Raw genomic sequence first — 13263 nt, forward strand, 5'->3', positions numbered from 1 at the left:
CATTAAATAATCACATCGGTGCGATTTGGTATTTTATCCATCACTACAATTTATCATTACTTGTTTAGGACTACCAATATGGGAAATGTGGTCTAAAAATGCTAGGCGATGAAAAGGTACATCTACATCATGTAGACGGAAATCATAGTAACTCGAAAATAAACAACCTTCTAGCGGTTCACGAAAGATGCCACGATTATATCCACATTAGCAAAGGCGAAAGCCAAGAACATCGGGAGCCGGATGCGGTGAAAGTCGCACGTCCGGATCTAACTGAGAGGTGCGGAGGATAATACTTCCCATCGACTCAACCAAAGACAAAAAAGGTAATTGCTCAACCCCCTTGACAAGAAGACGAGATAGACATTAGATAAAGGAATGGAAAAACTTCCCGACTTAAAACAACTATCGAACGAGGCAAAAGAAGCCTTGATAGTAGAGCTATGGGAGAAGAGCCAAAAACTCAGCGCCACATTAGCCATCTACAAACCAAAACCAAAGCCAGAGCCATCTCCCAAAAAAACTAGCAAAAATTCCAGCACTCCACCGTCCTCATGATTCAAGCCCAACATTGGGCCATCGAAAATTGAGGGGAGCCAAAGACAAAAAAGCCTAGGAAGAGTCGGAGGGGGAAGAGAACTACATCCTCATCCCGACCAAAGAATCATCGCCCAACTCAAAAATTGCCCCCAGTGTGGAGAGAAAGTCACCGGCGCCGCACAAAAATTGCAATCCGTCTACGAAAAAATCGAACTACCCCCAATTCGCCCCATCATCACCCGAATCGAACGCTATGGTGGTCAGTGTACCTGCTGTCAGGCTGAGTATGTTGCACCTGTACCATTGGGAATGGAACCAGGTTCACCGTTTGGCAGTTCTATTCAAAGCTTAGTTACATATCTGCGTTACACTCATGCCATCAGCTACGAACGGCTATCGTTGATATTTGGCTCAGTCTTTGGACTAAAGATATCAGAAGGTGCTATCGCCAACTTGCTGGGGAAGGTCAAAACCAGTTTAGACGATCAAGTAAGTCAAATACTACAACGGTTGCGGCGGGCAAAATTAATTTGTTCAGATGAAACGAGTGCGAGAGTTAACGCACAAAATCAGTGGGAGTGGGTGTTTCAGAACCCTGATGTTTGCTTACACGTCATCCGCCCCAGCCGAGGAACTCGAGTAATTAACGAAGTTCTAGGAGAACATCGTCCCGATATTTGGGTATCAGACTTATTTAGCGCTCAAAAAAATCACCCCGCAGCACAATGGCAGGTGTGTTTAGCCCATCAACTGCGGGATTGTCAATATGCCATTGATGCAGAAGACCAGATTTTTGCCAAGGGCGATGAAGAGGTTATTATTAAGAGCTTTTGTCATCCATCGACGACGCGACAGGATGGACAAGGCAAGACTGGAGCGATATCGCAGTAATTTACGAGAAAGATTAATCACAATTTTGAGTTTAATGCCATATCAACCGGATGGTGTTCGGTTGCGAAAACGCTATGGCGAGCTGATGGATAATTTGTTTTTATTTCTGGAAGATACTGCAATTCCACCGACAAATAATTCTAGCGAACAAGGGATTCGGATGAGCGTGATATTTCGTCGCGTGACTAATTGCTTTCGTTCCGAATGGGGACGAGATTTATTTGTGGCGGTTCGTTCAGTTGTCAATACTGGTAAAAGGCAGGGCTTAACTGCTTATCAAGCTATTCAACAAGCCCTCTCTATTCATGGCTCTCTTTTTTCCCCTAGTTGAGCAATTACGTTATATCATACCTCATCTTTCTGATCAATGCTATATATGGATTTCCGTTGGGAAAGGATGTTCGTGCAACAGTTACTGTCATTTCTGGAATTGACGAGCAGTCGCGGGGGTGAAGAGTCATAATAAATTATTTAATATGCTGCGTGATTACACAATCATTCTGCCTATTCAGGATGGCGAAGGTCTGAGGGGTGAAACCCCTCAGACCTTCGCCCACAGTCTCTTTCAACCGCCGAGTCATCCGAATTTGGGTTCACCCCACATCACCGTTAGGATTACTGTATTAATGAAAATCGCCACCTGGAACGTCAACTCAATCCGCACCCGCCTAGAACACGTTACTAGCTGGTTGCACATAAACTCCCCAGACGTTCTCTGCCTCCAAGAAACCAAAGTTACAGACAAAGACTTCCCCCTAGAACCCTTCACCAACCTCGGCTACAACTGCTACATTTCTGGTCAAAAATCCTACAACGGTGTCGCCATTTTTAGCCGATCGCCCCTAACGCAAATCAGCACCGGATTTGCCCCCATTCTCGGCGAAGAAACCACAGGTATTTTTGACGAACAAAAACGCCTAATAGCCGGGGTTATAGACGATATTTGCATTATTTGCGTATACGTTCCCAACGGTTCCGAAGTCGGCAGCGAGAAATATGAGTATAAGCTAAGGTGGCTCAAACTAGTGCAAGAATACCTCAAAATAGCACTAGATAAATCCCCCAACTTGTGCATTTGCGGCGACTTCAACATCGTCCCGGACGATCGAGATATCCACAATCCCAAAGCCAATGCTAACTCCGTCGGCTTGTCTGTCGCCGAGCGCCTCGCACTCACAGAAATCATAGAATTAGGATTAAGCGACCCCTTTCGCAAATTCACATCAGAAGGTGGCCATTATAGCTGGTGGGACTACCGCGCCGCCGCATTTCCCCGCAACAACGGCTGGAGAATCGATCACCATTATCTCAGCCCTCCCCTGTACGAACAAGCAAAAAACTGTACAATAGATATTGCTCCTAGAAAATTAATCAAACCCAGCGACCACGCCCCCGTAATTGTTGAAATTTGATTTATAAGTTATAAGGTTAATAACAATTGACATCTTGCACCATTCTCAATAAGCCTTGGATGGGCGGGCAGGATGCACACACCACAAGAAAATTAACTCTTTGTGGTACAGGCATCTTGCTTACTATTGAGAAAAGTACAAGATGTAAGTAACAACCAACAACTAAAAATCATGTTCTTAGTAACCGGAGCAACAGGCGCGCTAGGGCGCCGAATTGTACGAGAAATCCGACAGCAAGAAAAGCCTGTCCGCGCATTCGTTCGCCTCGCATCTCGCTACTCTGAACTAGAAAACCGAGGCGCCGAGATTTTTATCGGCGACTTAAAACAAGACAAAGATATTAAAAAAGCCTGCCAAGGAGTGCAATATATCATCAGCAGCCATGGTATCGGCGGCGACGTTCAAGCAGTACATTACCGCGCTAACATAGAATTAATCGACTGCGCCAAAGAAGCCGGAGTGCAGCACTTTGTCTTTATTTCGGTACTGGGAGTTGATCGGGGATACGAAGATTCCGCAGTATTCAAAGCCAAGCGAGAAGTTGAAAAATACCTGCAAAACAGCGGATTGAATTATACAATCTTGCGGCCTGCAGGTTTTGCTTCCAGCTTGTTACCCCTAGCAGAAAGATTTCGAGAAACCGGACTTTACCTGCTGATTGGCGACGGCAAAAACCGCACCTCTGTTGTCAGTACCGACGACTTAGCAAAGATTGCCGCAGACTCCCCAACAGTCGAAGGCGCCCGCAACCAAATTCTGCGAGTCGGTGGCCCCGATGTGCTGACAAGAGACGACATTCCCCGCATTTTTGGACGCTTATTCAATCGCGAACCGATGGTAATCAACCCGCCACTGGTTGTGTTTGACGGTTTGAGAAATGCGTTGGGTTTATTGAATCCTCAAGCTCAAAAAGACTTAGGAACTTTGCGCGTATTGCTGGGTAACGAGTATTTCTGCACTCCCGAAGAAGTGCAAAATTTGGAATCAATCTACGGCATGAGAATGGAATCCTTAGAAAGCTTTTTTCGGCGCAATTTGAGCGTTTAAAATGCTAGTTATTCTCGTTACCAAGCTATGCCTGGTAATGAATATCCGGAGGCTCTGCCTCCAAACCCTTGTCTCATTTTAATGGAGGCAGAGCCTTCATACATGCGTCCCCAGGCTCTGCCTGCGAACGAGCAAATGTAGCGCCAAATCGCAACTAAAAACCATTTAAGCAGAAATAGGTACTGGTTCAGCACCAATATAGCTCGTAACTGCGATCGGCGGAGAAGTAGGCTTAGCAATCAAATAACCTTGAACAAAAGTTGCTCCCCGTTGTCGCACCCACTCAAACTCCTCCAAAGTTTCCACACCTTCAGCAACAGTTTTAATTTCTAGTTGAGCAGCAATTTCTAACATCTTTTCCGTAATTAGTGCTTTATAATAATCTTGATGGACATTACGAATCAATTGCATATCCAACTTAATAAAATCGGGACGCAGTTGGTGCATCAAATTTAAATTAGAAGAACCGCTGCCAAAATCATCCAGGGCAATTAAAAATCCCGCCTCTCGATAAAACCTCAGAATATTAATCAAGTGATCGATATCAGGAGGGTGCTGAGATTCCGCTACTTCAAAAACAATATTGCTGTGCGGAATTCCCGCTTCATCAATAGCCTGTACTGTTCTTCGCAGGCACGTAGCAGGATCGTAAACTGAAGTGGGAGAAAAATTAATAAAAAGTAGTTCTTTGATATCGTAAACATGGGCTTCGCGGATAGCGCGAGTCCGGGCTAAAACATCTAGTTGAAAAATTAGGCCTGCTGATTCTGCTTGGGAAAAAATCCGACCCGGATAAATTAAGTTTCCTTGCTCGTCAATTCCTCGGAGCAGCGCTTCGTGGGCAAAAATTTTAGAAGTATCTGAGGTATAAACAATGGGCTGAAAATGCGTAGTAATGCGTTCTTCGGACAATAAATCTAACAGCCAATCAGAGTTACTCAAATTAATAAAAGAGTCTAAGGAAGTGCTGCGATAAAAATCACTAAGTTTTGGCTGTTCAACTTCGCGCATCCACAAAACTTTTGTCTCTTTCAACTCTTGAGTTGTCAGCACAGATGATGCTAGGGCGTTAAACTTTTCTTTTGCTATTCCGTCAAGCATAATGTACAAACACTTACTCTCTTCTAACAGCCGGAATTCAAATTCAGTCTTGGTTAGTGCAGAAATAACCTTGGTCAGCGTGTGCGATACTGGAAACCATAGGTATAGACCTCCCCTGCCCTCTATTTTTTCGGGTACTGTTTCGCAGCGAGAGCAGGAGCCGAAGGCTTTGCCACTTTTTTGCATTGGAATATCCTCCGGTTTTTGGGTTAATTTTAGACACGCTAACAATTAAGTTTTATTATACGCTCATTTACCTATTAATTCATCTATCTCAAGATGTAAATCTTAATGAACTTGTATTTAAGAATTATTGCAGTATTTATACTTGCCTCCGGTTTCAAACCTTGGTCAAAGTTCTCAGCATTGAGCAAGTACCTGTGATTAAACACTGTCCCAAGTCATCACAGAGGGAAAAGGCAAAGACTTGTTCTCTACTCTCTACTGCTGCTCTGATTGTTTATGTTTTATTCTATAATTCCCTCTGCCAAAACAGTCGCTACAGTTAATTTTTTAGCTAAGGGGAATTAACACGCCCGTGAAGCGCAGCTATCCCGTAGGGAATCGCCCGATCGACTAATTTATCCCAACCACAAATATACACACCCGGACGATCGCCCAAAACACACTCACTTGCGGCGGAATATTCAATTTAATTTTATAATCGGGATGACAGGATTTGAACCTGCGACCCCCTCGTCCCGAACGAGGTGCGCTACCAAGCTGCGCTACATCCCGAAATTAGTCACTATATTTTAAGCTTATCACATTCAAGTTAAAATTTAGCAAGCTCGTATATAATGATTTGTAAAACACTACTCAGGCGGAGACAGACGTGACAGTTAAGCCCCAGTGGTTGCGAGTTAAAGCCCCCCAGTGGGAGCGCGTCGGCAACGTCAAAGAAATTTTGCGGGATTTGTCCCTGAATACGGTTTGCGAGGAGGCGTCGTGTCCGAACATCGGCGAATGCTTCAACGCAGGTACTGCGACATTTTTGATTATGGGCCCGGCTTGTACCCGCGCCTGTCCTTACTGCGACATCGATTTTGAGAAAAAGCCCCAACCATTAGATCCTACGGAACCCCAAAGATTGGCGCAGGCGGTGCAGCGGCTCAAACTCAACCACGTCGTGATTACCTCTGTCAACCGGGACGATTTGCCGGATGGGGGCGCGTCTCAGTTTGTCGAGTGCATTCAAGCAGTGCGATCGACGATGCCCAATACAACTATAGAAGTTTTGATTCCCGACTTGTGCGGCAACTGGCAGGCTTTAGAAATCATTCTCGCAGCTCGGCCAGAGGTACTCAACCACAATACCGAAACCGTAAAGCGACTTTACCGCAAGGTGCGGCCACAAGGAAAGTACGATCGCACCTTGGAACTATTGCAGCGAAGCCGCGAACTCGCACCTGGGGTTTACACTAAATCCGGCATCATGGTGGGGCTCGGAGAAACAGACGCCGAAATTCGGGAGGCGATGCAGGACTTACGGGCTGTCGGCTGCGATATTTTAACAATTGGACAGTACCTGCAACCGACTCAAAAGCACTTGAACGTAGAAAACTTTGTGCATCCAGAACAGTTTGATGCTTGGAGAAAGTTTGGCGAATCTTTGGGCTTCTTGCAAGTTGTCGCTTCTCCCTTAACTCGCAGTTCCTATCACGCCGAACAGGTGAGGGAACTGATGAAACTTTACCCACGCTAGCAATTTTAATTTGAGTTGACTCACGCCCGTTAGCGAAGCCCTCGAAGAGGATCGCACCATTCTCACTAAAACCAGATCAACCGGGTAACAGCGAGGAAAAACTTGCGTTTGATATGCAGGCCCAGGGCGAAAAACCCGGTTTCAGATGCTGGTGTTCGGGGCGTGATCTTAAGCGAGAAGCAGCAGCCAACAGCAAAACAATTATCGGTCGATCGCCGCCTCAAAGTCGCGACTTACCTAAAAAAGATCCAGAAACCGGGTTTCTTCCTCACACTTCTAGGTTTGCATCCAGAAAATTGAGGAAGAAACCCGGTTTTTGCGTCAGCCAATAACTCGGTACTGGGGACTCTAGCCACTCTGAAACCCATATTATATAAGGGATTAAACTTCTGCCCTCACTGCCGCGTATTTAATCAAGAGCGCCGAGTTATATAAAGTTTTATTAAAAAAATGGCTAATTTTCCGAAGTGATCGGGAACCAGCTTATTGGTGATGAAGATTAACTTAACTTCTGACTAACGTCACTTGTTTATAGCGAGTCACTATCTATACTAGCTACATAAACAAAGAAGTACAACACACTTTTCGGGCCTTCAACCTGTTACATCAGAAAGTTCTTAGCGTTTTCCAGAATCTTGGTAAAACAAGTGGGGCAGCAAAAGTTCGATCGAACAACAGCAGAAAAGTCAGGAAAGTTAGTAAAGAAACAAAAAGCGGTGATGCTTCGTTTTAACTAAGTGGGCATCTTAATTATCAATAACCGCTAAGCGTAGCATCTTTTCACCCGGAGCAACTGAGAAAATCACTATGCCAGCCACCTCTTTTTACGCTGAAGCTGAATTCGACGAACAACTGCGAGTCAATCCCTTGCAAGGTGATGTGTTGGATGAAGATGCTGAAGAAGCTGGAGACGAACTGCTCGACCAAGACCCAGCAGCCAAATTGCAAAAAAACGCCAACCGTCGCACTACAGATTTAGTGCGCCTGTACCTCCAAGAAATAGGTCGGGTTCGTCTCTTGGGTAGAGACGAAGAAGTCTCGGAGGCTCAAAAAGTTCAGCGCTATATCAAATTGCTGGAATTACGCAACACCGTCGCATCCCAAGAAGAAGGGCTAATTGGGCGCTTCGTGCATTTAATTGAAGTGCGCGATCGCTTGTCCGCACAGTTGGGACATAAACCTTCCTTGGAACGCTGGGCCTTAACTGCCGGCGTCGGTGACGTGCCAGAACTAAAGCGAATTATGGCAGAAGGCAAGCGCCAGTGGGCCGAGTTAGCAGAAATGACGGTGGAGGCGATCGAAAAAATTCAAGCTGAAGGCGTCGAAGCTAAAGACCACATGATTAAGGCGAACCTGCGCCTGGTGGTTTCGGTGGCGAAAAAATATCAAAATCGCGGTTTAGAATTGCTCGACTTAATACAAGAAGGTACTCTCGGACTGGAGCGAGCTGTAGAAAAGTTTGACCCGACGCGGGGCTATCGGTTTAGCACCTATGCCTACTGGTGGATTCGGCAGGGAATTACGCGGGCTATCGCCACTCAAAGCCGCACCATTCGCCTCCCCGTCCACATCACCGAAAAACTTAACAAAATCAAAAAAGCCCAGCGCAAAATTTCTCAAGAAAAAGGTCGGACAGCTACGATCGAAGACATCGCTGTCGAGTTGGACATGACGGCCTCCCAAGTTCGAGAAGTTTTGCTGCGCGTTCCCCGTTCTGTTTCTTTGGAAACTAAAGTGGGCAACGAAAAAGATACAGAGTTGGGCGACTTGCTCGAAACCGACAGCATCTCCCCAGAAGAAATGCTGATGCGAGAAGCTTTGCACCGCGACTTGCAGCAACTGCTGGCAGATTTGACCAGCCGCGAGCGAGATGTAATTCTGATGCGCTTTGGTTTGGGTGACGGACACCCCTATTCGCTGGCAGAAATCGGTCGCGCCCTCGACTTGTCCCGCGAGCGAGTCCGGCAAATTGAAGCCAAAGCTTTGCAAAAACTCCGCCAACCCAAGCGTCGCAACCGCGTCCGCGATTATCTGGAGTCTCTGACTTAAATTGAGCAGGTCAGTCAGCGCGATTAATCAGGGAGCAAGGCATTTGGCACTTGTGCAGAAGGCATGAGGTATTCGGCAGAAGTAACAATATTTACTTCTAAACAACTTCTCTGTCCTCTGCTGCAAGTCAATCGATTTTAGATTTTAGATTTTAGATTTTAGATTTGAAGCATTGACCCCACGGATAAATTCGGGGGGCAAGTTTCATCGGATACAGGTTTTTTATTTCTGGACGGATGAATCCGGGGGCTTGTATCCTGGATGCTTTCATTCATAAAGCTGGTTAAAAGTCAAACAATATCACAAACCAAATTTTTTCCTCAATCTTTTTTCAATAAGCTGCGATATTTGCAAAATATCTCGATCGTTGTGTATTATTGTCAATAGGCAGACTTTCTTGAGAGGGTCACTATGGCACTTTACACCGCGTCTTCATTCAAATCCGAACTCAATGACAAAGGCTGGCGGATGACTCCCCAACGGGAAACCATCTTGCACGTGTTTCAGAACCTCCCCAAAGGCAATCACCTGAGTGCGGAGGATTTGTACACTTTGTTAAAAAATCGCGGAGAAAACATTAGCTTGTCCACCATTTACCGAACTTTAAAGTTAATGGCAAGGATGAGCCTCCTCCGCGAACTCGAACTAGCAGAAGGTCACAAACACTATGAAATAAACCAGCCTTACCCGCATCACCACCACCACCTAGTCTGCGTTCAGTGCAACAGAACGATCGAATTTAACAACGACTCGATTCTGAAAATTGGTATGAAGCAAGCTGAAAAGTCTGGGTTGCACCTGCTAGACTGCCAGCTAACCATTCATACGGTGTGCCACGAAGCTTTGCGGATGGGATGGCCGTCTTTGGTTTCCAGCAATTGGTCTTGTCCGAGGTCGATCGCCCAGAACGGCAGCACCGCCCCGGATTTGATCGAGTGATATTACACTATTTTCGCATTTTAAGTACGGCTTGTTACAAGTTTTAACAAAAATCGGTAGCCCAAGTGCGATCACAGTTACGCCGAAACCGGGTTTCTTAAGAAAAATACATCATTTCAGGAATGAGTCGGAAACCTGAAACCCGATTTCTTTGATGTAGCGTCCGCAAGCTTGGGGCTAAAAAGTTTGGCTCAACAAATCGTCGCTGCTGACCCCGTAACTGCGCTGAGCTCGATCGAGGGCGTCTCTCGTCGAACCATCGAAAACTCCGCTGATCGAGCCTGTGTAAAAGCCGAGATCTTGCAGCCGCCTTTGTAATTGCTGAATGCTTGATCGAGAGTTGAAACTGCTGCTAATTGGAACAGCAGGAACAGCTACCCGCCCAGCTAATCCGTTTTGGAGCGCAGCCAAAGTCGCCGGAGTGGCAATACCCGTCGCCGGTGACAAATTGCGTTCCTGCTGAAACGACAGCACCGCAAACTCGGTCTCGGCTCCAAATACTCCGTTCACCGAGCCGGGGTTTTTGCCCAGACTGCTGAGGGCAGACTGAAGTTGTCGAACAGCAGGCCCAGTATCGCCCCGTCGCAGACCAGCAACCATTTGCGGCACATGCTCTGCTGCCTGCCTGTTGCCTTGCCGCAAAGCCGATCGAGTGCTGCGATCAACCCTTCCAGTCCCGAACAGCCCGCTATCCCTCTGAAAGCGGATCAAAGCAGCTTGAGTTGGTCGATCGAACCAACCGTGAATCTGGCTCCTGTAATAACCTAATTCTTGCAGTCGCCGCTGCACAAATTCCACTTGTCGGCCTCTGTCGCCCAACTCTAGAAAATCTCCGCCATTACTCTGTTGATCATCTTCCTCAGTCCAGGAGGTAATTTCAGCTTGCCTCATCTGGGCATCGATAGCAGTCAAAGTAGCAGTGTCAGCGCAGCCGTCAGAAACCAGATTGTAATCTTGCTGAAAACGAGTCACAGCGTAGAGAGTGCGTTCCCGAAACTTACCGTCAACGCCACCTTCAAAATAGCCCAAAGCTTTTAATTGCCGCTGGATCAAGTCTACCGTCGCTCCTCTGTCTCCGAACCGCAGCCCCTTGCAACCGCCATTTCCCGAAATATTCCCTGGAAGCGTAACGGGGGGAATCGGCCTGGTGGAACCAAACAGCAAAGCTAAAGTTTGCCTGTCAGCAACTCCAGTCACCAGCAGTCGATTAATTCGCTGGAAGTATCTCACCGCATGAAGAGTCACTTCCCGAAAACTCCCTGTGGGATGCGCGTTGAAGTAGCCTAGCTGCTTCAACCTGCGCTGGAGAGCAGAAACACCTGCACCCGCGTCTCCAAAACGCAGCTCCCGATAATTTGTATAAATAGTATTAAAAGGTCGATCGTCCCCGGCCAAACTGTTGAGTGCTATCACAGTAGCTCGATCGGGCCTGCCAGTCAGCGACAGTTGATAGTCTCGCTGAAAGTTAGTCAGAGCTTGTTGAGTAACCGGGCCGAGTTGACCAGTCGAAGATCTGGGAAAATAGCCGAGTTCCCGCAACCTGTCTTGAACAGAGCGCAAATTTGGATATCCCGGATCTATTTGAGCAAAAGCCGCACCCGCTGCACTCAAAACCGACAGCATCAAAGCCACAGACAGCAAACGGACGTAAGCCTGACTCGATAGGTTTTGCCACTTGGGCTCATCAAAAATTTTCGACTCTGCGGGTGCTTCGCAAACAAGAGCAAGTTCGAGGTAAGCAAGAGATTCCATAATTTTTTAGTGTGAAATTGTGGGTGGGTTGTGTGAGCAAACTGCCAAAAATCATTTTTGGCACGCTTGGCTTGGATTCTATCAACGCTAAGTTCTACCTGGAAAGCGCGAAGCACCCGTTTTTCTAAAAAATTTACCGTCAAAAATAATTACAGGTAACAACTAAGATAGCATCGCTGCTTCTAGAGGCGCGAGACTCAGCAAAAAAGTTTGCAGGCATACTCTTAGCCTTTAAGACCAAAAAAGAATAAGTTCTGGGGTAGTGCTGGCTAATATTTTATCTGGCTGCAGCAGAAATTACCACAAGACTTGGGTGCAGGTTGTCATCACCTTAATTGGTTGTCGGGTAAAGAGCCTGAAATCGCAGGTTTTTTGTTAAGAAACGCGGCTTTTTCATGTGGCGAGTGCGTCTGGGAAAGTACCGCTGATTAACCAAAAAACTAGCCACTAAAAATCCCCACTTTTGCAAGTTGCAAATAGGGCGGGGATTTTTTGATAAGTTGACTTTGTATTAAAAAATCGACGATCGCTTAAATTAAGCCGAACCGATCGCAAATTACAGCTACTCCCGCTGCAAAAACAGTAATGGCGATGGCTACCAGCGGGTTTTGCCCTCTGCTCACGGCAAAAGAGGTAACGACCCCAGCTCCCAAAGCCGCAGTAACAGCAGCAGTCGCCAAATCTTTATCGGGACGTTTGTCGTACATATTTTTTATTGTTGGTAGCTGTTAAGCTGAAAACTTACATCTTGTAATCCAAGCTACCACTCTTGCCTCTGCGGCGGTGACAACCGCCTGGGTTTTGCAACTAACCTTAAAATTTTGCTAATTTTCTTAACATACTGTCCTAAATAACATAAGTTGGGATTATGTATTTTCGAGTTTTTCTGTTGAGTTTTAGCTTTGGAAACCTCTTGTCTGATGGGCTTTTATGTCAAATCCAGGATTTTGCAGTGGCGATCGCACCCGCACTCTCAGCACATCAAACTGCAATCCCAAATATCGCAAATAAATTTAACTTGACTTTTTGTGATAAATGTGTATATAGATATTTTGGCAACAGGCAGGCAGGAAAAAACCCGGCGTTGGTGAACAATTTTCACACTGCGATTGCTTCGCTGCCCTCACAATGAGATGAGTATATAGCAGTTCTCAAGCGTGGTGAGGTATGGGGGCGAGTCCTATGCCCTATGCCCTATGCCCTATGAGCACCTCATATTACTGAGAAAGGTTATATTTGTTGTCTAATTACTATCTAAGTTTTATTCGCCCTCAACTCTTTCAGTATTGCCACCTTTGACCCAACCTTCGCGATTGTCATCCTCAATCCGAATTCGCTGCCACTCTTTGTCGGGCGACTCTTCCAAAACTACGACTTTTTCCTTGTAACCAACACCGCCAATGCGATTCGAGTCTCGGCTACCAGTATCCCGGAGAATTAAGCCGATCGGCTGAGTCACCATGGCGCGGTAAGCTCCCGGTTCCAGCGGTTTGGGAGACGGGGCATCGCTAGATGTATAAACAGGGCTAGCCTGGGCTGTTGACTTCGGCGCAGCGCCTGCAACCTGAACTGCTGTTTTGTCGTTGGGAAAAACAGGTTTTTCGGGCACAGTAGTTAGCTTAGCGGCAAAGTAAAGTGCAGCCGCCACGCTAGCACCTGCCATCAGGACGATCGCTAGCAGAAAACCTACTAAAAATTTGAAAACGCTATATACACTGTTCATAAAACCGCAAATGAAGGAAGTTCGGCAACGGATTGTGTAACGGATGTAACGGATGTCAGGCAGAAGGCAGGAGGCAGAAGGCAGAAAGTTGACTGTTGAGTGTT

At 46.4% G+C, this 13263-nt stretch carries 11 protein-coding genes, 1 tRNA gene and 1 pseudogene; 8 read left to right on the top strand and 5 right to left on the bottom strand.

All coding sequences use genetic code 11. The features are described from left to right. Window positions 1-726: 726 nt before the first annotated feature. The 4 genes from QUA10_RS12255 (at window position 727) to QUA10_RS12270 (ending at window position 3890) form a co-directional block, all read left to right on the top strand. Window positions 727-1431, top strand: a complete 705-nt coding sequence (locus QUA10_RS12255; protein WP_333083021.1) for an IS66 family transposase — start codon at window positions 727-729, stop codon at window positions 1429-1431. Between the two features lie 34 nt (window positions 1432-1465). Beyond that, complete coding sequence (locus tag QUA10_RS12260) at window positions 1466-1762, top strand: IS66 family transposase (protein WP_445243578.1); 297 nt, start codon at window positions 1466-1468, stop codon at window positions 1760-1762. Window positions 1763-2057: 295 nt separating this feature from the next. Then, the gene (gene xth / locus QUA10_RS12265) at window positions 2058-2843 is read left to right on the top strand and encodes an exodeoxyribonuclease III (protein WP_333083024.1); all 786 of its coding nucleotides are present in this window, start codon (window positions 2058-2060) and stop codon (window positions 2841-2843) included. 171 nt (window positions 2844-3014) lie between these two features. After that, window positions 3015-3890 carry an SDR family oxidoreductase gene (locus QUA10_RS12270; RefSeq protein ID WP_333083019.1) on the top strand — a complete coding sequence of 292 codons (876 nt, stop codon included), beginning with the start codon at window positions 3015-3017 and terminating at the stop codon, window positions 3888-3890. A 165-nt stretch (window positions 3891-4055) separates the two neighbouring features. Here QUA10_RS12270 and QUA10_RS12275 read toward each other — a convergent pair whose 3' ends face one another. After that, the gene (locus QUA10_RS12275) at window positions 4056-5177 is read right to left on the bottom strand and encodes an EAL domain-containing protein (RefSeq protein WP_333083018.1); all 1122 of its coding nucleotides are present in this window, start codon (window positions 5175-5177) and stop codon (window positions 4056-4058) included. A 478-nt stretch (window positions 5178-5655) separates the two neighbouring features. Beyond that, window positions 5656-5729: transfer RNA gene (locus QUA10_RS12280), tRNA-Pro, on the bottom strand. Between the two features lie 91 nt (window positions 5730-5820). On the opposite strand from QUA10_RS12280, the pseudogene lipA reads away from it, so the two are divergent. The 4 genes and pseudogenes from lipA to QUA10_RS12300 form a co-directional block, all read left to right on the top strand. Then, a pseudogene (gene lipA, locus QUA10_RS12285) lies at window positions 5821-6696 on the top strand (lipoyl synthase); the annotation flags it as partial. Window positions 6697-6809: 113 nt separating this feature from the next. Next, complete coding sequence (locus QUA10_RS12290; RefSeq protein WP_333086266.1) at window positions 6810-7028, top strand: hypothetical protein; 219 nt, start codon at window positions 6810-6812, stop codon at window positions 7026-7028. A 475-nt stretch (window positions 7029-7503) separates the two neighbouring features. Continuing rightward, a complete protein-coding gene (sigC, locus tag QUA10_RS12295; protein ID WP_333083017.1) occupies window positions 7504-8745 on the top strand; it encodes an RNA polymerase sigma factor SigC in 1242 nt (413 codons plus the stop codon). Between the two features lie 411 nt (window positions 8746-9156). Then, window positions 9157-9684 carry a transcriptional repressor gene (locus tag QUA10_RS12300; RefSeq protein ID WP_333083016.1) on the top strand — a complete coding sequence of 176 codons (528 nt, stop codon included), beginning with the start codon at window positions 9157-9159 and terminating at the stop codon, window positions 9682-9684. Between the two features lie 177 nt (window positions 9685-9861). Here QUA10_RS12300 and QUA10_RS12305 read toward each other — a convergent pair whose 3' ends face one another. From QUA10_RS12305 to QUA10_RS12315, 3 genes are all read right to left on the bottom strand, one after another. Beyond that, a complete protein-coding gene (locus tag QUA10_RS12305) occupies window positions 9862-11436 on the bottom strand; it encodes a peptidoglycan-binding protein (RefSeq protein WP_333083015.1) in 1575 nt (524 codons plus the stop codon). Window positions 11437-11966: 530 nt separating this feature from the next. After that, a complete protein-coding gene (locus tag QUA10_RS12310) occupies window positions 11967-12143 on the bottom strand; it encodes a hypothetical protein (RefSeq protein WP_333083014.1) in 177 nt (58 codons plus the stop codon). 554 nt (window positions 12144-12697) lie between these two features. Continuing rightward, window positions 12698-13159, bottom strand: a complete 462-nt coding sequence (locus QUA10_RS12315; protein ID WP_333083013.1) for an SH3 domain-containing protein — start codon at window positions 13157-13159, stop codon at window positions 12698-12700. Window positions 13160-13263: the final 104 nt, after the last annotated feature.

Source organism: Microcoleus sp. Pol8_D6, from assembly GCF_036700965.1.
Taxonomy (GTDB): Bacteria; Cyanobacteriota; Cyanobacteriia; order Cyanobacteriales; family Microcoleaceae; genus Microcoleus.

Excerpts from the sequence above, each read along its gene's own strand:
- QUA10_RS12260 (WP_445243578.1), top strand. The coding sequence starts at position 1,466 with ATGCCATATCAACCGGATGGTGTTCGGTTGCGAAAACGCTATGGCGAG.
- QUA10_RS12275 (WP_333083018.1), bottom strand. The coding sequence starts at position 5,177 with ATGCAAAAAAGTGGCAAAGCCTTCGGCTCCTGCTCTCGCTGCGAAACA.
- xth (WP_333083024.1), top strand. The coding sequence starts at position 2,058 with ATGAAAATCGCCACCTGGAACGTCAACTCAATCCGCACCCGCCTAGAA.
- QUA10_RS12290 (WP_333086266.1), top strand. The coding sequence starts at position 6,810 with ATGCAGGCCCAGGGCGAAAAACCCGGTTTCAGATGCTGGTGTTCGGGG.
- QUA10_RS12300 (WP_333083016.1), top strand. The coding sequence starts at position 9,157 with ATGGCACTTTACACCGCGTCTTCATTCAAATCCGAACTCAATGACAAA.
- QUA10_RS12315 (WP_333083013.1), bottom strand. The coding sequence starts at position 13,159 with ATGAACAGTGTATATAGCGTTTTCAAATTTTTAGTAGGTTTTCTGCTA.
- QUA10_RS12270 (WP_333083019.1), top strand. The coding sequence starts at position 3,015 with ATGTTCTTAGTAACCGGAGCAACAGGCGCGCTAGGGCGCCGAATTGTA.
- sigC (WP_333083017.1), top strand. The coding sequence starts at position 7,504 with ATGCCAGCCACCTCTTTTTACGCTGAAGCTGAATTCGACGAACAACTG.
- QUA10_RS12305 (WP_333083015.1), bottom strand. The coding sequence starts at position 11,436 with ATGGAATCTCTTGCTTACCTCGAACTTGCTCTTGTTTGCGAAGCACCC.
- QUA10_RS12310 (WP_333083014.1), bottom strand. The coding sequence starts at position 12,143 with ATGTACGACAAACGTCCCGATAAAGATTTGGCGACTGCTGCTGTTACT.